General features: G+C 55.6%; 17 protein-coding genes. 1 reads left to right on the forward strand and 16 read right to left on the reverse strand.

Going from position 1 to position 23,989, the window contains the following annotated elements:
• Positions 1–9: 9 nt before the first annotated feature.
• Positions 10–963 (reverse strand): thioredoxin-disulfide reductase, encoded by a 954-nt coding sequence (trxB, locus tag OM794_RS17880; protein WP_226251441.1) that lies wholly within the window; start codon positions 961–963, stop codon positions 10–12.
• Between the two features lie 254 nt (positions 964–1,217).
• On the opposite strand from trxB, the gene acnA reads away from it, so the two are divergent.
• Positions 1,218–3,950 (forward strand): aconitate hydratase AcnA, encoded by a 2,733-nt coding sequence (gene acnA / locus OM794_RS17885; protein ID WP_226251442.1) that lies wholly within the window; start codon positions 1,218–1,220, stop codon positions 3,948–3,950.
• Positions 3,951–4,013: 63 nt separating this feature from the next.
• Here acnA and OM794_RS17890 read toward each other — a convergent pair whose 3' ends face one another.
• The 15 genes from OM794_RS17890 to vasI form a co-directional block, all read right to left on the reverse strand.
• Positions 4,014–5,693, reverse strand: a complete 1,680-nt coding sequence (locus tag OM794_RS17890) for an NAD-dependent malic enzyme (protein ID WP_264168017.1) — start codon at positions 5,691–5,693, stop codon at positions 4,014–4,016.
• 228 nt (positions 5,694–5,921) lie between these two features.
• Positions 5,922–7,133, reverse strand: a complete 1,212-nt coding sequence (locus OM794_RS17895; RefSeq protein ID WP_226251444.1) for a YeeE/YedE family protein — start codon at positions 7,131–7,133, stop codon at positions 5,922–5,924.
• A 184-nt stretch (positions 7,134–7,317) separates the two neighbouring features.
• The gene (locus OM794_RS17900; protein ID WP_226251445.1) at positions 7,318–8,061 is read right to left on the reverse strand and encodes a hypothetical protein; all 744 of its coding nucleotides are present in this window, start codon (positions 8,059–8,061) and stop codon (positions 7,318–7,320) included.
• A gap of 82 nt (positions 8,062–8,143) precedes the next feature.
• Positions 8,144–9,556 carry a tetratricopeptide repeat protein gene (locus OM794_RS17905; protein ID WP_226251446.1) on the reverse strand — a complete coding sequence of 471 codons (1,413 nt, stop codon included), beginning with the start codon at positions 9,554–9,556 and terminating at the stop codon, positions 8,144–8,146.
• Between the two features lie 225 nt (positions 9,557–9,781).
• Positions 9,782–10,531, reverse strand: coding sequence for a DUF2169 domain-containing protein (locus OM794_RS17910; RefSeq protein WP_226251447.1), 750 nt, complete (start codon positions 10,529–10,531; stop codon positions 9,782–9,784).
• Between the two features lie 165 nt (positions 10,532–10,696).
• On the reverse strand, positions 10,697–11,152 hold the full coding sequence (locus OM794_RS17915; RefSeq protein WP_226251448.1) for an Imm30 family immunity protein: 456 nt from the start codon (positions 11,150–11,152) through the stop codon (positions 10,697–10,699).
• Positions 11,153–12,724 (reverse strand): DUF4150 domain-containing protein, encoded by a 1,572-nt coding sequence (locus OM794_RS17920; RefSeq protein ID WP_226251449.1) that lies wholly within the window; start codon positions 12,722–12,724, stop codon positions 11,153–11,155.
• Positions 12,714–13,868, reverse strand: coding sequence for a DUF2169 domain-containing protein (locus tag OM794_RS17925; protein ID WP_265153936.1), 1,155 nt, complete (start codon positions 13,866–13,868; stop codon positions 12,714–12,716). The genes OM794_RS17920 and OM794_RS17925 overlap by 11 nt, the downstream gene beginning before the upstream one ends.
• A gap of 3 nt (positions 13,869–13,871) precedes the next feature.
• Entirely contained in the window at positions 13,872–16,097 is a 2,226-nt protein-coding gene (gene tssI, locus OM794_RS17930) for a type VI secretion system tip protein VgrG (RefSeq protein ID WP_265153937.1), read from the reverse strand.
• A 4-nt stretch (positions 16,098–16,101) separates the two neighbouring features.
• A complete protein-coding gene (locus tag OM794_RS17935) occupies positions 16,102–16,644 on the reverse strand; it encodes a hypothetical protein (protein WP_226251285.1) in 543 nt (180 codons plus the stop codon).
• On the reverse strand, positions 16,638–17,522 hold the full coding sequence (locus tag OM794_RS17940; protein WP_226251284.1) for a type VI secretion system PAAR protein: 885 nt from the start codon (positions 17,520–17,522) through the stop codon (positions 16,638–16,640). Before OM794_RS17940 ends, OM794_RS17935 begins: the two co-directional genes overlap by 7 nt.
• A gap of 70 nt (positions 17,523–17,592) precedes the next feature.
• Complete coding sequence (locus OM794_RS17945; protein WP_226251283.1) at positions 17,593–18,204, reverse strand: GNAT family N-acetyltransferase; 612 nt, start codon at positions 18,202–18,204, stop codon at positions 17,593–17,595.
• On the reverse strand, positions 18,188–21,718 hold the full coding sequence (tssM, locus tag OM794_RS17950; protein ID WP_265153939.1) for a type VI secretion system membrane subunit TssM: 3,531 nt from the start codon (positions 21,716–21,718) through the stop codon (positions 18,188–18,190). The genes OM794_RS17945 and tssM overlap by 17 nt, the downstream gene beginning before the upstream one ends.
• A 177-nt stretch (positions 21,719–21,895) precedes the next feature.
• The gene (gene tssA / locus OM794_RS17955; protein WP_226251281.1) at positions 21,896–23,359 is read right to left on the reverse strand and encodes a type VI secretion system protein TssA; all 1,464 of its coding nucleotides are present in this window, start codon (positions 23,357–23,359) and stop codon (positions 21,896–21,898) included.
• Between the two features lie 18 nt (positions 23,360–23,377).
• Positions 23,378–23,971, reverse strand: a complete 594-nt coding sequence (gene vasI, locus OM794_RS17960) for a type VI secretion system-associated protein VasI (RefSeq protein WP_226251280.1) — start codon at positions 23,969–23,971, stop codon at positions 23,378–23,380.
• Between the last annotated feature and the right edge of the window lie 18 nt (positions 23,972–23,989).

A 23,989-nucleotide genomic window follows, 5' to 3' on the forward strand; every position in this document is an offset into this window, starting at 1 on the left:
AGCCAATGTTTACCCGGCAATACCGTCTAAATAGCGCTCGGCATCCAGCGCTGCCATGCAGCCACTGCCCGCCGAGGTAATCGCCTGCCGATAGATGTGATCCATCACATCGCCGCAGGCAAACACGCCGGGGACGCTGGTGGCGGTTGCATTGCCTTCAAGGCCGGAGTGCACTTTGATATAGCCGCCGTTCATGTCCAACTGGCCAGCAAAGATTCCCGTGTTGGGACTATGACCAATGGCAATAAACAGCCCAGGCGCATGGATCTCTTTGCTGGAACCATCTTTAGTGGATTTAACCCGCACGCCCGTAACGCCGGAGTTATCGCCGAGCACTTCTTCGACTTCCTGGAACCACTCAAGGGCGATTTTGCCCGCCTCGACTTTCTCGAATAGCTTATCCTGGAGGATTTTTTCCGCCCGCAGCGTGTCACGGCGGTGTACCAGGGTCACCTTGGAGGCGATGTTAGAGAGATAGAGCGCCTCTTCCACGGCGGTATTACCGCCGCCCACCACAATGACTTCCTGATTGCGGTAGAAAAACCCGTCGCAGGTAGCGCAGGCCGATACCCCTTGGCCCATAAACTGCTGCTCAGTAGGCAGCCCCAGGTAACGCGCACTGGCGCCGGTAGCCACAATCAGCGCATCGCAGGTATAAGTGCCGCTATCGCCTTTTAAGGTGAAGGGTTTTTCGCCTAAGCTAACCTCGTTGATGTGGTCAAACAGCACTTCGGTATTGAAACGCTCGGCGTGCTGCTTCATGCGCTCCATCAACTCCGGCCCCTGGACCCCTTGCGCGTCACCCGGCCAGTTATCCACATCGGTTGTGGTGGTCAGTTGGCCACCCGCCTGAATACCGGTAATCAGTAGCGGCTTCAGGTTGGCCCGTGCGGCGTACACCGCCGCCGTATACCCCGCGGGGCCGGAACCAAGAATAATCAAACGCTCATGACGAGTTTCCATGACACCACCTTGTAAATATCTGACTGATAGCTTTGTCGATAGCCGTGATTTGGCAAAGAGTCTGCCTGAAATGGCGCCAAGTACAAGCGATTGCAAGGTTTCGTCTACGCTATTAGGTGAAGAAACCTTGAAAGACCCTCATCAAACACCCATGTGTTATTACTAAATAAACGCCATACTGGGGGTAACTCATACTAAAGGAAGATCGTGACCGTCACGCCGAGACCAGCGCTCAGCAACCAGAGGAGAGACATATGAGCAAGATACCCGATACGCAAAGCACCCTAGAGGTTGGCAGTAAAACCTATCACTACTACAGCCTGCCTCAAGCGGCCGAGACCCTGGGCAGCATTGACCGCCTTCCCAAGACGCTCAAGATTCTACTCGAAAACCAGCTGCGTTTCGCAGATGACGAAAGCGTAGATCAAGAAGATATGCAGGCCCTGGTCGACTGGCAGAGCGAGGGCAAATCCAGCCGTGAAATCGGCTATCGCCCGGCGCGGGTACTCATGCAGGACTTTACTGGCGTACCCGGCGTAGTAGATTTAGCCTCCATGCGCGCCGCGGTAGAAAAACTGGGCGAAGACCCTGCGAAGATCAATCCGCTCTCCCCCGTCGACCTGGTCATTGACCACTCGGTAATGGTCGATAAGTTCGGCAACCCGGCAGCGTTCCAAGAGAACGTCGATATTGAAATGCAGCGTAACCGCGAGCGCTACGAGTTCCTGCGCTGGGGTCAGCAGGCGTTTGATAACTTTAGCGTAGTGCCCCCCGGCACCGGCATTTGCCACCAGGTCAACCTGGAGTACCTGGGCAAAACGGTATGGACCAAGAACGAAGACAGTAAGACCTTTGCCTACCCGGATACCCTCGTCGGTACTGACTCCCACACCACCATGATCAACGGCCTGGGCGTGCTTGGCTGGGGCGTGGGCGGCATCGAAGCCGAAGCGGCCATGCTCGGCCAGCCGGTGTCGATGCTAATCCCTGAAGTGATCGGTTTTAAGCTGACCGGCAAGCTACGCGAAGGTATTACCGCCACTGACTTGGTGCTCACCGTTACCGAGATGCTGCGTAAGAAAGGCGTAGTGGGTAAATTCGTTGAGTTCTACGGCGATGGTTTGAAAGACCTGCCGCTGGCAGATCGCGCCACGATTGCCAATATGGCGCCTGAGTATGGTGCTACCTGTGGCTTCTTCCCGGTGGATGATGAAACCCTCAACTATATGCGCTTGACCGGGCGTGAAGATGAGCAAGTCGCGCTGGTAGAAGCTTATAGCAAAGCTCAGGGACTGTGGCGTGAACCCAGTGATGAGCCGATCTTCACCGACGCTCTGGAACTGGACATGTCCGAAGTAGAGGCCAGCCTTGCCGGCCCCAAACGCCCCCAGGATCGCGTGGCGCTGAAAGACATGGCGGCGGCCTTTGACAAGTTCATGCAGGAAGACGTCAACGCGGATGCCAGCGCCAAGGGGAAACTCTCCTCTGAAGGCGGCCAAACCGCCGTGGGCGTAAAGCGCAGCTTCGAACATGACACCAGCCAGTCCGTGAAGCTTGATGACCAGGACTTCAGCCTTGACCCCGGCGCGGTGGTGATTGCGGCGATTACCTCGTGTACCAACACTTCCAACCCCAGCGTAATGATGGCCGCCGGGCTGCTGGCACGTAAAGCGCGTGAAAAGGGCTTGACCACCAAGCCCTGGGTGAAAACCTCTCTTGCACCGGGTTCCAAAGTAGTCACCGATTATCTGGAAGCCGCTAAATTAAACGATGACCTGGATGCGCTCGGCTTCAACCTGGTCGGCTATGGCTGCACCACCTGTATCGGTAACTCCGGCCCACTGCCTGATGAGATCGAAAAAGCGATCAACAGCGGTGACCTGGCCGTGGCTTCAGTGCTCTCCGGTAACCGTAACTTTGAAGGTCGCGTCCATCCGCTGGTCAAAACCAACTGGCTGGCTTCGCCGCCCCTGGTGGTGGCTTACGCTTTGGCCGGTAACGTTCAGCTTGATCTTACCCAGGAACCACTGGGCAAAGACAGTAACGGCGAGCCGGTCTACCTCAAAGATATCTGGCCCAGCCAGGCCGAGATTGCCAGCGCCGTAGAGCAGGTCAACACGGCGATGTTCCGTAAAGAGTACGGCGCAGTGTTTGAGGGTGATGACGTCTGGAAAGCCATCGACGTGTCAGAAAGCAAAGTGTACCAGTGGCCTGAATCCACCTACATTCAGCACCCGCCCTTTTTTGAAGGCATGGGCCGGGAGCCGGATGCCATCGAAGATGTGCACAATGCCCGCGTGCTCGCCATGCTGGGGGATTCGGTGACCACCGACCATATCTCCCCTGCCGGTGCCATCAAGCCTGACAGCCCCGCCGGGCGTTATCTACAGGAGCACGGCGTCAAGCCGGTGGACTTCAACTCCTACGGCTCACGCCGGGGTAACCATGAAGTCATGATGCGCGGCACCTTCGCCAACGTGCGGATCAAAAACGAGATGCTCGACGGCGTGGTGGGCGGTGAAACGCGCCACGTACCCAGCGGTGAGCAGATGGCTATTTACGATGCGGCCATGAAGTACAAAGAGGAAGGCAAACCGCTGGTAGTCATCGCCGGTAAAGAGTACGGCACCGGCTCCTCGCGGGACTGGGCGGCCAAAGGCACCCGTTTGCTGGGTGTTCGCGCGGTTATCGCCGAATCCTTTGAGCGCATTCACCGCTCTAATCTGATCGGCATGGGCGTTGTACCGCTGCAGTTTGCCGAAGGCGAAAGCCGTCAAACGTTGGGATTAACCGGCGATGAGGAGATTTCGATTGCCGGATTAAGCGACCTGACGCCAGGTGGCACGGTTAAAATCGTAATCAAAAATGCCGATGGGGAGCGTAGCGTTGATGCCAAGTGCCGAATTGATACGGTAAACGAGCTGGCTTACTACCGCCACGGTGGTATCCTTCACTACGTGCTGCGCAAGATGATCGGCGCAGCCTAAAGGGTAAAACCTACCAATGCTTGCATGCCCCCACCTCGGTGGGGGCTTTTTTTTGCCAATCGCTTAAAAAGCGCGGCGACGATATGTACGGTAATCCGGCGACCAGGACGCTTTTTCGATCAGCTCGCGCAGCGTTGTGCCACTGGTTTTTAACGCCACGCCATTCTGCTGTGCCTGGGCCGCCACTTCAAAAGCAATCGACTTGCTGATATCGCGAATACGCGACAGCGGCGGTAGCAAAGCACCCTTGCCCTCTTTCACCAGCGGCGCTTCACGGGCCAGCGCCCGCGAGGCACTCATCAGCATCTCGTCGGTGACGCGGGTGGCACTAGCGGCAATCACGCCCAAGCCAATGCCTGGGAAAATATAAGCATTGTTGCACTGGGCAATCGGGTAGGTGCGGCCGTTGTAAACCACCGGCGCAAAGGGGCTACCTGTGGCGACCAGGGCTTGGCCATCGGTCCAGCGAATAACATCCTCTGGCACCGCCTCTGCCTGGGAAGTAGGGTTAGAGAGCGGCATGATGACCGGGTGTTCACAGCCCGCGTGCATAGTGCGCACCACCTGCTCGGTAAAGATACCGCGCTGGCCGCAAACGCCGATCAATACCGTCGGTTTGATTTGCGCGATCGTCTCTTCCAGGCCTTGGCCATTCCACCCGGCGACCAGCGAGGGATCGTGGGCTAAGCGGCGCTGGAAGTCGCGCTGCCACGCTTGATCGCTGGTCATCAAGCCGTCGCGGTCGACAATGTAAATACGCGACCGTGCTTCGCTTTCGGTCAAGCCCTCCGCTTCCATGGCAACCACCACCTGCTCGGCAATCCCACACCCCGCCGAGCCACCACCCACAAACACCACCCGCTGCTGGGCAATGGTCTCTTCACGGGCCTGGCAAGCCGCCATGAGCGTACCCACTACCACAGAAGCAGTTCCCTGCACATCGTCGTTGAAGCAGCAGAGCTCGTTGCGATAGCGCTCTAGCAGCGGTACCGCATTGGCCTGGGCAAAATCCTCAAATTGCAACAGCACGTTAGGCCAGCGACGCTTCACAGCAGAAATAAATTCCGCCATGAAGGCATCGTACTCTTCCTGACCTACCCGATCGTGGCGCCAGCCCATGTACATGGGGTCATCCAGGAGCGCTTTGTTATTAGTGCCCACATCAATCATGATCGGCAGCGTGTAAGCGGGGCTAATGCCGCCACAGGCGGTATATAGCGCCAGCTTACCGATTGGGATACCCATGCCCCCAATTCCCTGGTCACCCAAACCTAAAATACGCTCGCCATCGGTTACCACGATGACTTTAACGTTATCTTTGGTGGCGCTGCGCAGAATGTCATCCATATGCTCGCGGTCAGGATAGCTAATAAACAGACCGCGGTGATTACGGTAAATATTGGAGAACTCCTGACACGCCTGCCCCACCGTGGGGGTGTAAATAATCGGCAGCATCTCTTCAAGATGCTGGGAGACCAAGCGGAAGTAGAGCGTTTCATTGTCGTCTTGAATAGCGCGCAGATGAATATGCTTTTCAAGATCACTATGGCACTGCTGGTACTGGCGATAGACCCGCTCAAGCTGATCCTCAATGGTTTCCACCTTTTGCGGTAGCAAACCAATCAGGTTGAACGCCAAGCGTTCCTCCTGAGTAAACGCGCTGCCTTTGTTCAATAGCGGCATTTCGAGCAAAGAAGGACCGGCGTAAGGAAGGTATAGGGGGCGTCTACTCTGAGTAGTCATAAGCACTCTCTTTTTTATGTCAATCACTGCTGCAATGCAGCAACATCGGGCGTTCGCGGCGTTTGAGCGTAATGTAACATGCTCCTGCGACAAAGGTGGAAGAGAGCGACCATGTTGATAAAAAAACGCCTCGATTTAGGACGACTAAACCGAGGCGTAATGACGCTATTAACTATTCCATTACCGATGCCATTTGCTCTGTCATCAACTTATGTTTTCCTCATCACTTTAGGACGTTTTAGCGGTGGGTTTGCGCCCCTCTACGCCAGAGAAGAAGAACGGCCGCAGCTTAACGCCAAACATGTTGCCTGCAAACGCTGCTACTAACCATACCCAACCGTGGAGGCTGCCAGAGGCAATGCCGCTGAAGTAAGCACCGATATTGCAGCCAAACGCCAAACGCGCGCCATACCCCAGCAAGATGCCGCCAATGACTGCGGCCAAGATAGATTTCAGCGGAATTCTGAAGTTAGGCGCAAAGCGCCCCGCCAAGTTGGCGGCAGCCAGCGCACCCAGCATAATACCAACATTCATTACCGTGGTGATGTCGCTCCATACGCTGGCTTCAAGGGCCGCTGCGTTACCTGGGGACTGCCAATAGCCCCACTGGCTGACATCGCCGCCCAGCAGCTCAAAGCCTTTAGCACCCCACAGCGCAAACGCAGAGGTAATTCCCCAAGGACGACCTGCCAGTGCCAAGGTGGCAAAGTTGAGCAGCGCCAGCGCTACCGCGCCCGCCACTAACGGCCAAGGCCCCGTCAGCCAACGCTCATAACCCTGTTTATCGACCATGGGCGCCTGCTCTAATTGACCGTGACGACGTTTTTCCATCACCCAGGTAAACGCCGCAATAGTCGCAAACAGCACCAGGCTAATGGCCACTCCCCCGCTTACCCCAGCGACGCTGACCAGTGATACTGGCTGAAAAGCGGGCAAGCTCTGCCACCAGGCAAAGTGCGCGGAGCCAATCACCGAGCCGACAATAAAGAACACCAGCGTAATCAACATACGCGCGTTACCGCCACCCGCGGTAAACAGCGTGCCCGAGGCACAGCCGCCGCCTAATTGCATGCCCACACCGAACAGGAACGCTCCTACCAATACAGAAATACCAATGGGCGCCACAAACCCCGACACCTCGTTGCCAAACAGGGAGCCCGCCCCCAGGGCAGGGAAAAACAGCACCACGGCGATGGCCAGCATCACCATCTGCGCACGCAGGCCACGCCCCCGCCGCTCAGTAATAAATACCCGCCACGCTGAGGTAAAACCAAACGCCGCGTGGTACAGCACCATGCCAAACAGCCCGCCGACAATCATCAGCAGACCAATATTGGCGTCAAAGACAACCCCAATAAGCAGCGCGCCTAACACAATCGCCGCCGTGGCAATCAGCGGCACGCGATAGCTCTGCGGCGCAGCAACCGTCGTTGTAGACATATATTCACCTTTAGCAGCACCAAAAGCGCCTGTTAACAAACAGCGCTTTTGGAAGACATGGACAATAATTATAAGCCTAACGATAGCTGTAGAGCGCGGGAAATTCTTTATTTAAAGGTAGTTATATCTTTGAGGAATATATGGATGATGGAGCAACGCATATTCCAGCGCAAGAACCACCCCACTATAGCAATCTAAAAGAGTGTATCATTTCAAAAAATATCTCACTATTCACCTCCCATAACGGCGTCAAAGTATTCATCGATACTCTATAGTGACCATGGGGAGCGCTGAAAGAAGCGACAACGGAGGTTATCTCTCGGTCGCCATCAACAACGTTAAAAATTTTATATCGACACTCGACATCTTTCACACCACAGTTAGCAAGCTTCGATACAAAAATATCACCTGACATATTGGATTTAAAACTTCTTTCAAGCGATAAAGTGTACTCTTCGTGGGTGAGAGATGTATTATTCTGATCGTAGCCAATATACATCTCTATTTTATCTACCTCACTCTCTATTCTTGCGAGATAGGTTTCCCCGTTGGGCACATAAACAGTCCAGGTGTCCGGGATGGATATAATGAACTCGCCATTGGTAATTCTGTTTGTAGCTTCACTACTGACCATTTCAGAGTTATTGGCACCCTCTGTGGAAGCGATGGCTTTTTCTTTACCAACAGGAAGGTCTTTAACTTGAAATAAAATAACAACAAGCAAGGCGATATTATATGCTTTGAGGAAACGCCTAACGTTTCTACCAGATTTTGGCAGGCAGAAAGGAAGCGCCATCACTGATGGGATTAAAATAGCCGTTAAGATAATATCTACCAACAATCCCTCGTAGCTCGCATAACCGTTAGAGGCGGCGGATGTAAAGACCGCACAAATAAGAAACAGCAAGATGGCAATAAGTAGTCGCATATTTTGTCCTTGGTGTGAGACAGAGCTTAGTCGTAGCCTAATTTTCTTCTTGATTGCAGATAATAAGTGAACTAATCACGGACTAACCTCCTGCTAAAAGCCCTAGTGATTCGACGTAAATGAGAGTAAGCGTAAACTGGGCATTAGGCTCCCCTTGGCGGGCTGCAAGATCAAACCAGCGAATGGCGTCGCTCCGACTCTCGGGAATGCTTTCGCCGCGAAGGTACATACTGCCTAAATTGTATTGGGCCATAGCATTGCCTTGAATGGCCGCTTGTTGATACCACTGGAGGGCGAGTACGCGATTGATAGGCACGCCCTCACCAAACTGGTACATAACGCCTAACATGGTTTGAGCATCAGTATCTCCCTGTTCGGCGGCAAGACGGTACCAGTGCGCCGCTTCATGATCGTCTCGTTCAACGCCTGGGTTGTAACGGTACATAGCCCCCAGGTTGAATTGAGCCATTACGTCGCCCTGCTCTGCGGCGCGACGGTACCACGTCATCGCTTTTTCTGGGTTTGGGGGAATACCTGCACCAAAATCATACATATAGCCTAATTCAAACTGTGCATCAGCATCGCCCTGCTCGGCGGCCAGCCGAAACCAGTCTGCCGCTGCTCGCGCGTCTTGCTCAACGCCTTCTCCGTCTCGGTACATGATGCCCGTGTTGAACTGGGCAGAAATATGGCCTTGCTCAGCAGCCTGGCGATACCACCCCAACGCCTTGAGGCTATTTTGAGCAACGCCCAGGCCGGTATCGTACCGGTAGCCCACTCTAAACTGCGCATCGGCATCCCCTTGTTCTGCGGCCCGGCGATACCACTCAGTCGCGGTATCCTCATTCTGGGTAACGCCCTCGCCATTGGCATACATATACCCCAGTTGGTTTTGAGCGCCCATATGGCCGTTTTCAGCCGCAAGGGTAAATAGCCTTAAGGCGTCACTCATGCTTTGAGGAACGCCTTCGCCCCGATAGTAAAGCCAGGCCAAGTTATTATAAGCATCAACCACTTCTTGGTCGGCGGCCAACTGAAACCACTCTATGGCTTTACTAAAATCCTGTACTACGCCTTCGCCATCGCGGTACATAACACCTAAGTTATACTGTGCATCGGGAACACCCTGTTCAGCGGCAAGAAAATATAGCTCGGCCGCGTCACTAAAGCTTTGAGGAAGCCCAATGCCTAAGTAATACATCCCTGCCAGCATAAACTGGGCGTCAGGATGCCCCTGTTTTGTCGCGAGCCTAAGCCACGTGATGGCTTTGTTAGTATTTTTGGATACGCCATCGCCGTGACGATACATAGCACCAAGCTGATACTGTGACTCCGAATCACCTTGCTTAGCGCGTGCGACAAGCTGATCAAAATCTGCATTAACTTGGTCATCGGTATAAGCGCTAAGCGCTTCATTCATCGGCTGGGCTAATGCGGGTGAGGAGTATAAGAAAAGGGTGAGACTCAGAAGTGATATAGCAATAAGGTGAGGCATGGCATGCAATCCCTGCACTGATCTTAATTTTACTTATCTTCTCAGACTATTTGTTGGATTTCTATACAAACCACTCATTTTCTTGATCTCATGACTCCCACAAGGGCCTGAGCAACAAGGATCGAGAAATAAACAGAGGTGCCAACCGCCTTTGTCACAGCCTCTTGGTCAGAAAACCCCGAGGCTTAGTTCAGCATGATCGTTTTACCCGTACTACGACGCCGCTTAAGCTGCCGAATTCTTTATAGCCTTTCCATCTCGACAATAGGTGTTAGCCACCCTCTTGGAGCGTAAAAAATAAAGAGTCCAGACAACCGACCATACCAGATTAAACATGGAAGAAGGGATTCTCTTGGCAAGAAAGTACTCTCCCGCTTCAGGTGGCATAATCGCTAGACAAAAGGCAAGAAGGCTAGCATTCAACAAAGGGCCAGAAAGCCATATTAGCAACACAACGATGTAACGCGTAATTTTCTTATTACTCGCATACAAAACAACTGCCATGCATAAATGGCAAAATACAAAAAAAGCAGAAGTGTAAGGCACAGTTTCTAAAAAATAATTAAACCAATCAGCATTTTCAACAACATCCTGCTCTCTTAAAAACTCTAGAATCTTGACCACAAAGATAAATGGAAGAATGATGCATACAACCCATATATAAAACATCAACCAACCACCTACACCTACTGGCTTGTTGGGGTAAGGTAAGTCCCTCTCAGTCATTTCGATCCCTCTCTTCATTGATCCAAAGTTGGTGAAGGCGTCCTCGTCGGGCAGGCTATAGTGCCCGCCGAAGGCGTAGCGGTAGTCCAGCGGCACTTCGCTCACCGGTGTGGGGTCAGTGACCCGCCAGCCACCGAGCAGTTGCCAACGAAACTCCCGGGGCCCGCGCACGATCAGGCGTTTGTACACCGAGCCTACCTGTACCCGCACCTGCCAGGTGCTGCGCGGCTGCCCGGTGGGCGAGCGCATTAACTAAGTTTCCATATATAAGCTAAAACACATGCAAATCAATTACCTGCACTTCATATCTGATCTACTTTTGCATAGACACTTATCGCAAGAAACACTCTAGCGACGAAATCGCATTAACATTAAAATTGATTGTATCTAATATTGAATTAATTATTATTTTATCTATCCTTTTGCGGCAATAAGAGGTGCGACTGTCTTTGAGAGAAACGCCGGGCTCTCATTATTAATCTGTTCCAACAACCAAGCCAAAGACTTCTTCGCATCCTGATTGGCATTCCGTGCTTGTAACGTCAACTGCCCCCGCGCAGAATCGCTATTAAGAACTCTCATAATTACGATAGATGCCCAAGCGGGAGAGGTATGGCACATAGTTGGTAAAGCATCGAGAAGTTCACAAGTATAGGTTCGATCATCAAACGACTCTGCAGCATGAATAAGTGAATACATCCCCTCATCATATAAAGCGTCATCGCGAAGTAAACAGAGCAACGGCTTAATACTCGAAGCGCTACCGAATAAGGTTATTTTTGAAATAACCCTATCAATTTCTTGAACCTCACCACCATCAATTTTTCTTTCGAGCTCTTTGAGTGCCTCCTGAAGCGCTTCTTCTGACATTTATCTACCCCTCCTAAAAATAATTGGATGTGTGGTCTTGTTCTGCCGAACAAGCTCTTGTAGCTGCCGCCTTATATAGCTGTCATATAAACCATCCTGCTGGTAAATGCGGCGTGCATCTCTGACTCCTGCAGCCAAAGCATCTCGAGGCATCATGCCACTATCTGCTCTCGTGCCGTATGTAAAAGTTCGCCTATGCCTACCTCCCACTCCAGGTGTAGGTTGCTCCATGTTAATAGAAATCCCATCCTTTCTATTGACACCATGATTTGCCATATGGCTAGCAGAAGGGATGTGGTGAGGAGTAATATTATCCCCCTTAGTACCGGCAGCTTGAAGCACTCTATAAGGAGCGACATCCCCTTCTCCTGGCAGCAACTGATTATGACCACCACCTTCCATATTAGTGGAATTTTGCTCTACCCGCAGCCCTTCGTTGCTACTTGACGTCCCGCCCCTATTGGCACTACCCGCCGCATCCCCTGCTCTATCAGTGCTCCGTACAACGTCCGCGACGTCATCCGCCTTACGTAGAAGCCTTACCCCCGGAATAACCGATACTGCCGTTAGCAGAGTCATCCCAGATGCAGCGAGATAGCGGCCCTCTCCCCATAACTGTACCGTATCTTTGATATCCAAATAGGTGCCATACGGGGTGGCAACTTCGGCGGCAAACTCGCCCGCTGCGCGGGCCGACTGGCCGGATGAGGAGCTATAGCGCACTTGGCGCTCGGCTTCTTGCTGCATATCTGCTGCACGATTAGCAGCCTCATCGACCTCAAAACTACTCTCGATATAGTCGTTACCGCTGATGCGCCCTTCCCTTAGCGCATCCATCAGGGCGTCTTGTTGAGCGCGGGTTTCGCCGACTAATTGCTGCACCTCCGCATAGAGGGCTTCTGCCTCAGCAGCGGTTTTGCCGTTCGGGTTGTCATTCAGAGCGTCGCGTAGCTCACCCACGCGTTCTAGGTTGGCTTCGCCCTGTTGCTGAAACCGCTCGGCTTCGCTGAGCGGCTCGCTGCTCTCTTCGGGCTGGCTGTTGACGCTTTCGGTGTTGGTGTGGACATAGCCCTTGGCGCCGCCTACCCCGGCGGCGTTGCAGTTGATCATGCTTTCGCTGCCGTCACGCACGACCGGCTGGCCGTTGGCTTTGACGTTGTCGTGCCCAGTCATGAACAGCACGTGGCCGCTGCCCTGGGAGGTGCCGGAGCCCACCCCCGATCCGGCGTTGCCCTCGGTGCCTTGGCATAAATCGCCGACCCGGTAGGTGCGTTGCCCGGCGGTGATCACGTTGGGCGAGTAGTTGACGGGGTTGCCCAACGTTGCACAGGAATCGAAACCCACAATCTTGTCGCCCACCTGACAAAAATCAGGGTGGCTGGTCAACGCTCTCCATCGGGCCTCCGCATTACCGGCGTGACGGGCTTGGCCGCTAAGGGTTTCGCCTTGAGGTGACTCTCCCTGGGTATCGCGCGGTGTGCTGCTGTCAGCACCGGGTGGGCCGTCGCCCTCTTCGCACAGTCCGTCAGGTGTCACACACATGGGGGCTAGCTCGTGCGCGTTATCCGACATGGCGCGCTCCTCCGGTGGATGAGGTCGCTGTCAGCGGTGTGCGCCGGATGCGTACCTGCTTGAGCGGGTCATCGAGCGGAAACAGTGCCCGCCAGGTGAGGCTAACGTCTTCCCGATCCAGGTCGATCACCACGCTGTCGAGGGCTAGCGGTGTATTGCCGCGCTGGCCACTGGCGTGTTCGGTGAGGGCTTGCAGGGCGATGCCGGGTAGCCGGGTGCGGTGGCGAAAGCGTTGGCGATCTCCCACCGTGATCGCGCGGCTATTGGCTAGGCAGTTGGTGAGGATCATCAGTTCGTCCCCGCGCAGGTAGTCAGGCGCGACCAGATCCGCCGGGGCGCTGTGGTGAAAGCGGTAGTCGAAGTCTTCGGGCCAATAGGGCAGCCGCTGGGTTCTCCAGTGGTCATCAAAAGTGCCTTGGTAACTGACCCGGGGCTCCCACCAGGGGGCGATGGGCCCAAAGCCTGCCGGGGCCGGACGGTCAAAGGGTGAGGTGACCAGCCAGTCCGGATCTTCCAGTTGGGGCGCGGGTAGCCGGGTGACGGCGTTCAGGTCGGGCTTGAGGTACCGGGCAACCTCGCTGGATACCCGCTTGTAGTCCGCGCGGGACGGCAACCAGCCGCGTCCGGCGGGGTTATCGGGGTAGTAGAGCGTGTTGGTGAGGGCGTCCTCGTCGGGCAGGCTATAGTGGCCGCCGAAGGCATAGCGGTAGTCCAGCGGCACCTCGTTCACCGGTGTGGGGTCAGTGACCCGCCAGCCGCCGAGGAGTTGCCAGCGGAACTCCCGCGGACCGCGTACGATCAGGCGTTTGTCCACTGGGCCTACCTGCACCCGCACCTGCCAGGTGCTGCGCGGTCGCCCGGTGGGCGAGCGCAGCGTGCCATGCACGTGCACTTCGGTGCTGAGTTTGCCGAGCAGCACGTCGCGGTCATCGGTGATGACCTGGGCATACAGGTTGTCGCTGTCACCCTCTAGCGTGGGATGCCAGCGAATCGGCTGCTGGTGGCTGGCTTCAAACAGCGGCCAGTTGTCTTCGGTGAAGCGGTAAGTGGCGCGTACCACCACCACGTCATACTCTTGGTCGCCCGGGCCGAGCTTGCGATACAGCGCATGGGGGAACGACGTTGGATTAATCACTTGCGCCATGGACTACCACCCCGGCGACTTAGCGTCGCTTGGTTCAGGGCCATCGCTTTCCTCGGCACTTCCCGGTGCGGGCTGGGCCGTGCCGGTGTTGAGCAGGACGTCATCGGGGCCGTCGACGTGTACCTTGGTGCCCGCCTTGACGTGGATCTCGCCGGCATCCAGGTAGATGGCGTCCTCAGTGAGCACCAGCCGGCTGTTGCCTACCTGCAGGGTGAGCTGGTTGCCGGCCTTGAGGGTGATATTGCGTCCAACATTGAGCGAGTGGTTGAGCCCCACCTGAGTGCTCTTGCTGAGCCCGACCAGGGTGTTCATGATCGCCCCAACGTTGAGGCTGTAGCCCAGGCCGACGTTTTCCATGCGGCCCATGCCAACGTTCTGCAGGTACGCCTTGCCAACGGTTTCGGTTTTGTTCTTGCCGACTTTGCTCGACCAGTTTTTGCCGATGCGGTCGGTTTCGTTGCCATCCACCGTTTTGCGGCGGTTCTTGTGCACGGTAAAGGTTTCGTTACCGTCCACGGTATGGGTCTCGTTGCCATGCACGGTGTGGACTTCATGGCGATGAACGGTGCGGGTTTCGTCGCGGTCGATGTCGGTGGTGCGATCACGAAAGACATGCAGGGTGCTGTCGCGCTTGATGTCCTCGGTGCGGTCGTTAAGGGTCAGCAGGTCGAGGTCTTTTTGGGCGTGCACCCAGATTTGCTCTTCGCCCGCTTCATCTTCAAAGCGCAGTTCGTTAAAGCCGTCCGCCTTGTGGCTTTGGGTGCGGATGACCGTGCGGGTTTTGTAGGCAGGCAGTGGGTAAGGCGGCCGGTTAACCGCGTGGTAGGTGCGCCCGGTGATCAGCGGCTGGTCCGGGTCTCCCTCTAAGAACGACAAAATGACCTCATGCCCGATCCTGGGGATCGCCATACTACCGTAACCACCGCCCGCCCAGCCCTGGGCGACGCGCACCCAGCAACTGGCGGTTTCGTTAGCGGCGGAGTAGCGATCCCAGGGGAACTGCACTTTGACCCGGCCATATTTATCGCAGTAAATTTCTTCGCCCGCTGGCCCGACCACAAAGGCCACCTGGGGGCCATCGACCCGGGGTTTGGGGTTGGGCACCGGGCGGAAGGTCTGATCCCGGGGCATGATCACCACTTCATTGTGGTAGCGGGTCATCAGCTCGCCTGCTTGCGCAGCGCTGCTCCCCCTATTGTTACTGTCATAGCCACCCCGCGCCATGCCGTCCTCTTCCAGGGCCTGGGGCTGCTCGCCGTGGTGCACCACCGAGACCACCTGCCAAGCGCGGTTGAGGCTGTCGATATCATGATCCGTCAGGGTAAAGCAGATCCCAGGAGCGAGCTCCGGCAGGTCGCTTTCCGCTTCGGCGGTGGTGGCGTCAGCGCGCAGCGATTCTAGACGGTGGCGGGTGAACGGCTTGCCGGAGGCGTCTTTCTTATAGCGCCCTGGGTAGTCGTAGTGTTCGTAATCCTCTCGCTGAGCGTGCTCCCCTAGATTGGGCGCCTGGTGTTCGTGTAGCTGGGCGTAAGGCGGGTTCTTGAAGCTATAATCCTTGAGTGTGGCCGAAGCGGGCCGTACCCGGCTGACCTGGCGTAGCTTGCGCAAGTGACGTCGGGGCGGCGTGCCCCCGGCGCGGCTATGGTAGGTGCGTTCGCCGATATTGGGCAGTACCACCGTGGCATCGGCAAAGACCAAATGGTGTTTACCGCCCTCAACATTCTCAAACTCATGGAAATAGAAGCTGCCCTCTTCGGCGGCCACACGCTCGATAAAGGCCAGATCGGTCTCCCGATACTGCACCAGAAACTCTCGGTCGAGGGGCGTACGGGTGGTGGCAAACTCAACATCGGTGAGACCGCGCTCGCTGGTTAAGGTTGTGATCGCATCATAGGGCGAGGTGTCTTGAAAGATACGCGAGTTTTGGCGCAGCGATAGCCGCCACAGAGCGGGGCGAATCTCCACCCGGTAAAAGCTGCGCCGGTGACCGCGATCGCCGCGATGCAGTTCACTTATAATGCCGTGGACACGGCGTAGCGGTTCGCCGTCCTGCCAAATGGTGAGGGTTGCCTCCTGATCCAAACAGTCGGCGGGCGACAAATCATGGGTACGGCTGGCAAAGTCAACGGCAAGGGTAAACGGCTCCGACAGCGCCTCGCGGTGGGTAAAGCGCACCACCGCGATATCGTTAGCCCCAGGCAGCGTCAGGGTGAATTGTAAGCCCGTCATAATTTCATCCTCTGGTTTCATTACTTAAGCAGGAGCCTGAGTTCTGACTAAAAGAAAAAGCGCTATCGTTTGATGACATTTTCTCAAGCCTGTAAAACCACCCATCAAAAAAAAACCAAAGCTCATCCCCTACCACTTCAAATACATAACCAGGCTCGTTTAACCCAGCCTCATACACATTAAGCGTTGTAATAACATCTCTTCCTTGGCCATAGCCATAAAAGTTACCGTACCTTTCAACCGAACTAGGAACACTACCTTCAGCATTAAACACAGGATGTTCTTGAACTTCATAAACAGGATCTTCATAGCTAACACCATCCCAAAATAGAAACTTATTATCTTTTATCTCCACCTGCTTATTTAACTGATTGAAAGCGTCCCCTTTCGTTGTTAACCCGCCTCGGTAACGTTCGATATCTTCTACAGAGTAGATACCATATAGGGCTTGAACCGATTCGCTTGAGTCCACACTTTCAGCAGCTACAGAAAGAGAGACAACTAAAGCAAACAAAAGCAGCAAACCTGCCTTAATCTTCCTCACCATGTTTCGTAGACTCCCTCTGAAAACATCTTCCACTCTGCCGCACGTCGATTGATGAGCCCTTGATTAACTTCACCTTGGGATATATTCCATGCCTTCCATGCATCCTCAAGAGAGGAGTAAGGCGTTTCCGCATTAGGATCGTTAATTAGTTTAGCGACTGAAGAAGTGCTAAATCCGCTAATACCCGTGTTATAAGCGAGCATAACAGCGGCATCAAACTGATGAGGCTCAAGGGGCACGTTAATCACGTTATTGACGGTATCTACGAACGGTGCCAGGTCATCATCAAACAACTGCTCAGCTTGCTCAGGGGTAATGCCCTCTTGATAAATCGGCCACTCTTGTTTAGTAATAAGGTGCCCGTAGCCAATGGTAGCTCCGGGTACCCACTGGTCAATATCGTTACCTGTCTGGTCGTCATAAGGCATTAAACGTAGCCGTTCAATCCCCTTTAACCACTCGGTGCCCTCCGTACTTAGCGACATCGAATCAGCAGATGCCATCGCTTCGCTTTCAGCCGAATCAGGGGCGGGCAAGTCCACTGCCGATGCCATAAAGGTCATCGCAGTTACTCCACTCGCGCTAGTAATATCTCCCCCTTCTCCTGACCCAGAGCCAATCACCACGCCGCCGCAATCCACTGCGTGGCCAGTTAATGCAACGGGTTTGCCATCAACAAAAATCGTACTGGAACCTTCAGCGATACTGCGTGGATGCGGCGAGCTGCCCGGTCGTGCATGGGGTTCCAGCGGGTCGCCTAACCGCGCCACTGGCTTGTTATCCATCATAACCGTCGGACTACCGGCCACCACTGGCGAAGGCACGTAGCCGTTATGATCAGTACCTATGTCATCCACGAGTACAAATTTTTGTCCCATTACTCTTTCTCCAATCTTTGCTAATGGCAGCTACCGTTCCCCTCATGTTTCTGCATCTGTTGCCTTACCTTTACTCATCCCACTTGGCTGGCGCTTCGTAGCTCGCTACCTCAAAAGCATCGACGTACATACGCTGAAAGCCCGCCGCTTCCAGGCTTTGAATCGCCGTGTGGCAACCCAGTGGTAGCCGCGTCTGTAGCGGTACGCCGCTTAAACTCAGCCGGGCAGCGGTCAGCAGGCGTGCACCATGGCCACTGCCCTTCCACTCTTGGCTGATAAAGAAGAAGCGCAGTTGCCAGGCGGCTTCGTCATCGGGTCGGCACGCCAACACCATCCCCAGCGGCGGGCCATCCCCATGGCGCAGGGCGAGTAAACGCCCCTGCCAGTGCTCAACGTGCTCTTGATCGCGCTGCAACCACACCTGGCGGTGCAGGGTAAATTCCAGTGCGCGGCGAAGCGTATCCAGGTAACCCTTATCACGCAGTACCCAGGGCGAATGCCCTTTTGCATCGGCGCGCTGAACGGCTTCGATAAAACTATCGAGATCCCCTTCGCGGGCGTTTTCAAGCGTGCGCGAAGCACCTTGGCCACTAGCGGCAGAGCCGCTATCTGCATGGCCACCTGAGTGGCCATGGGTCGCGATAGGAGTGTGGGAGAGCCATTGCTTAAGTTTCGTTAGCATAGGGCCCTCGTTCTGCGTAAAGTGCCGACGGTAGCTGGAAGCCTGCGGCGGGCGAACGGGTAAAGGGATTGGGCGTGCTATCGGTAAATAGGCGATAACGCATAGCGCCCCCGTCAACGTTGAAACGAAGCTCTAACTCACGCTCATTGACGCTGGTGATGTCTGCCTCTTCCAACAGCCGGAACCAGGCCCAGGCGCCATCGCGAGTCATACTCCGCGGCGAGCGGTTTACCTGACTGGGCACCATGGTAATGCGGCTATCGGTGCCGCCCCGCAGCGTATTCGGCCAAATCATCGATACCCGGCTGCTGGCACTGTGCGTGTATTCGATGAGTTGGCCATCGGCACTGATCACACTGCGACGCTTGTCGGGGCTTAAGCTGATCGGCTCTAGCGAGAACTCAACGTCTAGTGCGCCATCAGGGCCAAAGTAGGCTCGGCGAATTTGCTCCGCCTGGGACACGGCGGCAAACACACTTTCACGCAGTAACGAATTGCCCTGGGTGTCCACCAACTGCTCAGGCGCACCTTCGATAAAGGGCTGCAGGTTATCCTGATAGAAGCTGTCGAGTATGCCTTCAGGCGCAAAGAAGGCTTCAAAGTCGCTTAGCGACGCATCTCGGCTGGCACTGGGCACCAGCGGATAGCGCCCGGCTAAACGCTCTTGGTAAGGAGCCACCACCTCATCTATCCAAATATTTTCCAGGTGACTGATAGCGCTTGCCATGATGAGCTGCCAGCTTTGATCTGCCAGGCTTTTCAGCATGCCCGCCACCGGCTCGGGAGAGCTGTCAGCGATACGTTGCAGGCGATAAATGGGATCATCGCCGCGCAGCGATAAGCGGTCACGCGCGCCTATGAAAGCAGCGCGCCCTGGGTCGCTGGCTTCGTCTATCTCTAGCAGGTAATCACGCAGCTCCGTTACTGCTGACTTAATCTCTTCCAGCGAGGAGGGATCCCCCTCTTGAGCGTTGGAGAGCTTGTTAATCTCGGTAAACTGCTGTTCGATATCGTGGGCAAGCTGATAACGCGGCGAGTTCTGCAGCGCTTCGCGGGCTTCCTCGTCATCGTCAGGCAGTTCCGGATAGAGACGGGTATTATGCTCGACCGCCGCTAACAGACGGTCTAGCGGACGCTCGGCACTGACCAGTGCATCAGCGACCACCGCCGCCTGGTGAATATCCGGCAAGGGCACCAGCAGCGTATTACGCAAGGCATCGCGCCAGCTCACCCGGTAGTCACTGACATAGTAGTCACGCAGAGCGTCTTGCAGTTGCTGCCGGTCGGCGTTGCTGAAGTTGATATCTTCGCGCTGATCCAGTACCCACAGGTCGATCAGAGCGAGTTCGGTTGCTCTATCAAGCTGTTGCAGGAAGTGGTTCTCGAAGCCGCCCCGGGTAACCAGATACGGCAGTTGCACATACGAGGGCTCATCGTTACGCGCCATAAACACCGTGTTGAACATCGACCCCACCTGACGGCGCAAATCGAGAGGATCTCCGCGACGGCTACTGTCAGCTTTCATGGTGGCGTAGACCCGCTCATCCATAGGCACACGTGATAGGTCTTCTATCGCGGCGACTAAGCTGCCGCGCAGTGGTGCCATGGCGTATTCAGCACGTCGATTACCAGCGGCGACCTTGCTCTCCAAATCGCTGTGCTGCAGGGCGTAATCTAAATGGTCGAGCAGACGATCTTGAATTTCACCACGCTGAGGGAAATCCGACTGCCAACGCTGTGCCATAAAGTCGTGTACGCGCTCAGGCTGGCGGCCACCGGCGTCAGACATCATGCGCAAAATTCGCAGCAGCGCCAGCTTGGCGTTACTGCCCTCCTCTTCGCGGTTCATGTCATCCATGATGCCCACCATCAAGGCTGGCAGGAACTGGTACTCCAGCATGGCTAAGTAGGCATTTTCTACCTGTCCGCCAATCACATGGCCTTGATAAAGCCCCATATCGGCAAGGAAAGGGGTGTGCGTGCGGTAGCCCTCGAAGGTTTGCATCGCATCACGCAGACGATCCAGCGGCGCCAGCATTTCGTAGCCCGTTGGGTCGTCGCTCTGAAACTCTTCGGGATGAGTGGCCAGGAAGGTTTCCGCCCGATGTTCGACGGTGGCAAGCGAGGTCGCGTTTTTCTGGTAGAAATGACTCCATCCACCAATCATTACCGCAGCCACTAACATGCAGCCAACAATGCATGCTTGGCGAATACGCTGTCGGCGATGGGCGACTTTGGCGTTATCACCGGCCAGACCAGCTTCCGGATAAATGACTTTTTCAAACAGTTCTTCGGTGAAATACAGCGCGCTGCGCGTCGCCCGGTGCGCCGGCTGTACGCTTTCAGACATGCCATAACGGCGTGCCGCAGCATCCACGAAAGGATCCTCAGGTACCCCTTGTTGGTAGACCGAGGTGAAATACGTGCCGCGTACAATGGCCGCGGTGGAAAAACGGTCGCTGGAGAGCGCTTCATTGAGGAAACCTAGCAGCACATCGCGCAGCCCTGCTAGTTGGCGCACAAAGCGGAACACCGATTCCCGCTCTTCGCGGTCGCGGCACTCTACCAGCATGGTGGGCATCGCACGATTAAGCCGTTCCAACATGCTGTCGTAGGCGGCGGCGAACTCCTCTTCCCACTTTCCTGGTGTATCAATGGATTTAGCCGAGAAGGTAAAGCCTAGCGGCGCCCGCCGTGCCGCCCGCGAATAATGGCGGAAGAAATCGTCAAAACCGTGCAGCAAATCCATTTTGCTGAAGGTGACGTAAACCGGTAAGCGGCTACCGTGGCGCTCCATCAGCTCACGCAGGCGGCTGCGTAATAAGGTGGCGTAAGCCTTACGTACGGCGACCTGGGCGTGGCTAAGACGCGCTAAATCAAGCACCAGTACAACACCGTCCAGCGGGCGCCGTGGGCGGTTACGCTCTAGCCACTCAGTGAAGTGATCCCAGAGGCGGCTATTGAGTTCGACAGGCTCGCCTGTTTCCAGTGCGCCTTGGGTCAATAACTCGCCGTCGGGGTCGATCAGTACCGCTTTATCACCAATCCACCAGTCAAAGCCAAAGCGGTTTTTCTTGCTGCTGATACCTGAGGCTTTCATGACATTGGACAGCGCAAAGTTCTGCCCTGAGCGATTGACCAGGCTGGTTTTGCCCGCGTTTTCGACGCCCATGACCAAATACCAGGGGAGCCGGTAGCGGCTGCTGTCCCCGCCGCCAACACTATCAATAATTTCCGATAGTACGTGGTTCAGCGAGGCTTCTTGTTGCTCGATACTCTCCTGTATGGGATCTGACTGATGCGACTCCACGTCCTGGGCGAGTTGATCAGCTTCACGCAGCCGACGGGAGAGGCGCACTCCCCAAATCACCGCCACTAGCGTTGCCAACGCCAAGGTGGCCAATAAGCGATTGACCCAGGGACCTAACGGGTAGCTGTCACGCACTTCCCAGCTTGGCCCTAACCACCAGATAGCTACCAACAGTAGTACGATCACCACGGCCCACATGGCCATGGTAAACCGCCCTAGCCCTTTGACTCTGTTAGCCTGCGCCTTGGCGCGGTTATGCGTGCTCTGCGCACGTGAAAAGCCGGGCACCCAGCGGCTCAGCCTTGATTTCAATGTTCCCCACATGAGCCTTTAATCCTCGTCCCTAGTGATAAAGTCGATCATCGTTGCCATCCCCTGAGGTCATGTTCTAAGCGATGCCTGAAGCCGCGAAACCAGTGCTGGCTCCCACTGCTCTAAATCAAGTTCATTAACCGTTTGATGCAGCGTGCTGTAGTGCTGCTGGGCCAGCGTTTCTAGCCCCGCCTCTTTCAGCAAGTCAGCGCTGGCCAAACGCCAATAAGTGCTCTCGCGGAGAGAGCGCGCCGACGCTAACCCCTGATCAAGCACCTGCAAAGCAGGCCCTAACCCTTCACTCCCCATGTAGGTACGCGCCTCTTCTAACCCTGCATGCCATGCTTCGCCGCCCCCCGAACTGTCATTTGCACCCGAGCCCGCGCCGCTATACAGCCACTGCTGTGTTTCGTTATCCAAAAAGGGCGAGCCATCGTTAAACGTTAACGACTCAATACCGGGGAGCCTTTCCACAAACCGCGCAGACTCATCACGAATAGCCTCAGCGCAGCGCGGCAGACCTAGCCGTTTGGCCAGCTCGGCACTCAGGCGGTGCCCTTCTAGCCAGTAGGGGCTGACCGCGACGCTTTTCTCTATACGCTGCCAAAGCGCTTCGTCACCGCCGCGGGAAAGCGCCTCTCGATAATCAGCCACCCGGTCAGCAGCCACGGGGGCTAACTCGGTACGCCCCCCTTCCCGTGCAGCAGGTAACGCCTGGATGGCGCTCCAGATGGCATAGCGACGCAAGCGGTATGCCAGCGGCTCGCCCGGGTTTTGCTCGTTTAGAAAATCGGCCATTTTGAGCAGAGACTGTCGGTTGGCGCGCTCATTGCCTGCCTCCAGACGCAGTTCGGGGACTTTTGCCCCGCCGGGCTGCTCAACCTTTTCAGCCCCGCTGGAGGAAGAAGATGCGACCGTCCGCGCATCGCCACCGGACGCGTTGCCACCTTGAGAGTCCGATGCAGCACGGTTTTGATTAGGCTGTTTTTCATCCAGCAGGCGCATCAGCTCGTCTAGTGAGTCAGCGGGCAACTGTTTGTCCGCGGCTAACGTTTGCAGTTTTTCCAGCGAGTCGCGGCAGGCCAGAAACTCATCCTCGGCATTATGAAAGTCGAGGCCCGCGGCAAGCTTCAGCGTGCGTTGGGTAAATTGCTGAAACAGCCTGGGCCGCAACTTAGCCCCACGGGCTCCATTGAAGGGGTATGCCAACGCCCACCAGGCTTCAAGACAACCGGCCAGTAGCCTAAGGGAAAGCGCAAAACGTACACCATTGCCTTCATGCTGCAGGCAGTGAAGCAGGTGCCCCAACACCTTTAGGTCTTTGCCTTTGTGGCTGAGCATGGTGATTGCTAATGTCTCTGCCGTGTCCCAATCAACGTCTTGGTGCTGCAATGAACCGACTTTCATCATTTCAGCCTCAAGACGCAGGTAATCGGCGCTGTCCTCCAGCGCAACGCCAATCTCCTCGCCTCGCTCATTGGCGGGCAGGGGGGCTAGCAGGGGTTCAAGGTGACTATCCGCCGTTATACGCATCACGAACTCCTCTACCCACTACCAGCGACAGGCGCTGCGCAGCGGTTGAATTTGCTGGCGCAGTCCTGATACATCAAAACGCAGCCCATCCAGAGCCGCTGTATCACTACTCAACACAAGCTCGCTGGCACTCAATAACTGCCGCAGCGTTTCAATGGCGGGCAGGCCGCGTCCGCCGCTAACCACATGGCCGTTATCGCGCACGCGCCACTGTTGAGTGACATCCCGCCCATCCGCGACGACTCGCAACGACACGCGAGCCGTATCCAAGGCATTGGGCAGGTGTACCTGGAAGCGGGTAATTAACTTCTCGCAGGCCAGTACCAAGACGGGGCGCGGTGGGGTGGTGCCTCGTGCGGGCACCGTCATCAGCACTTGATCCCCCTCGGCGCTGACGATCAGGCCAAAGTCATCGGCGCTGCGTTTCTCCTCTTGGCTGATGACTGAGTGCCAGAGGGGAGGCAATTCAACGCTATCAGTGGGCGCGCGCTGCTCGTCCAGGAAAAGATTGTCGTAACAGCCCAGGCGATCCAAGCGCGAGCTTTCCTGGCCGCATTGACGCGCCTGCTCCAATAAAGCCGCACTATCCTCTGCCTGTAGGGCATTGCTCATGCTGAATAGCCAGAGGCA

It is taken from the genome of Halomonas sp. BDJS001, assembly GCF_026104355.1.
Taxonomy (GTDB): Bacteria; Pseudomonadota; Gammaproteobacteria; order Pseudomonadales; family Halomonadaceae; genus Vreelandella.

Bases quoted from the DNA above. Each gene is read 5' to 3' on its own strand.
- trxB (WP_226251441.1), bottom strand. From the start codon at position 963: ATGGAAACTCGTCATGAGCGTTTGATTATTCTTGGTTCCGGCCCCGCG.
- OM794_RS17895 (WP_226251444.1), bottom strand. From the start codon at position 7,133: ATGTCTACAACGACGGTTGCTGCGCCGCAGAGCTATCGCGTGCCGCTG.
- acnA (WP_226251442.1), top strand. From the start codon at position 1,218: ATGAGCAAGATACCCGATACGCAAAGCACCCTAGAGGTTGGCAGTAAA.
- OM794_RS17935 (WP_226251285.1), bottom strand. From the start codon at position 16,644: ATGGTGAGGAAGATTAAGGCAGGTTTGCTGCTTTTGTTTGCTTTAGTT.
- OM794_RS17925 (WP_265153936.1), bottom strand. From the start codon at position 13,868: ATGGCGCAAGTGATTAATCCAACGTCGTTCCCCCATGCGCTGTATCGC.
- OM794_RS17920 (WP_226251449.1), bottom strand. From the start codon at position 12,724: ATGTCGGATAACGCGCACGAGCTAGCCCCCATGTGTGTGACACCTGAC.
- OM794_RS17945 (WP_226251283.1), bottom strand. From the start codon at position 18,204: ATGCTAACGAAACTTAAGCAATGGCTCTCCCACACTCCTATCGCGACC.
- OM794_RS17910 (WP_226251447.1), bottom strand. From the start codon at position 10,531: ATGCGCTCGCCCACCGGGCAGCCGCGCAGCACCTGGCAGGTGCGGGTA.
- OM794_RS17915 (WP_226251448.1), bottom strand. From the start codon at position 11,152: ATGTCAGAAGAAGCGCTTCAGGAGGCACTCAAAGAGCTCGAAAGAAAA.
- tssI (WP_265153937.1), bottom strand. From the start codon at position 16,097: ATGACGGGCTTACAATTCACCCTGACGCTGCCTGGGGCTAACGATATC.
- tssM (WP_265153939.1), bottom strand. From the start codon at position 21,718: ATGGCCATGTGGGCCGTGGTGATCGTACTACTGTTGGTAGCTATCTGG.
- OM794_RS17890 (WP_264168017.1), bottom strand. From the start codon at position 5,693: ATGACTACTCAGAGTAGACGCCCCCTATACCTTCCTTACGCCGGTCCT.
- OM794_RS17905 (WP_226251446.1), bottom strand. From the start codon at position 9,556: ATGCCTCACCTTATTGCTATATCACTTCTGAGTCTCACCCTTTTCTTA.
- OM794_RS17940 (WP_226251284.1), bottom strand. From the start codon at position 17,522: ATGGGACAAAAATTTGTACTCGTGGATGACATAGGTACTGATCATAAC.
- OM794_RS17900 (WP_226251445.1), bottom strand. From the start codon at position 8,061: ATGCGACTACTTATTGCCATCTTGCTGTTTCTTATTTGTGCGGTCTTT.
- vasI (WP_226251280.1), bottom strand. From the start codon at position 23,971: ATGAGCAATGCCCTACAGGCAGAGGATAGTGCGGCTTTATTGGAGCAG.
- tssA (WP_226251281.1), bottom strand. From the start codon at position 23,359: ATGCGTATAACGGCGGATAGTCACCTTGAACCCCTGCTAGCCCCCCTG.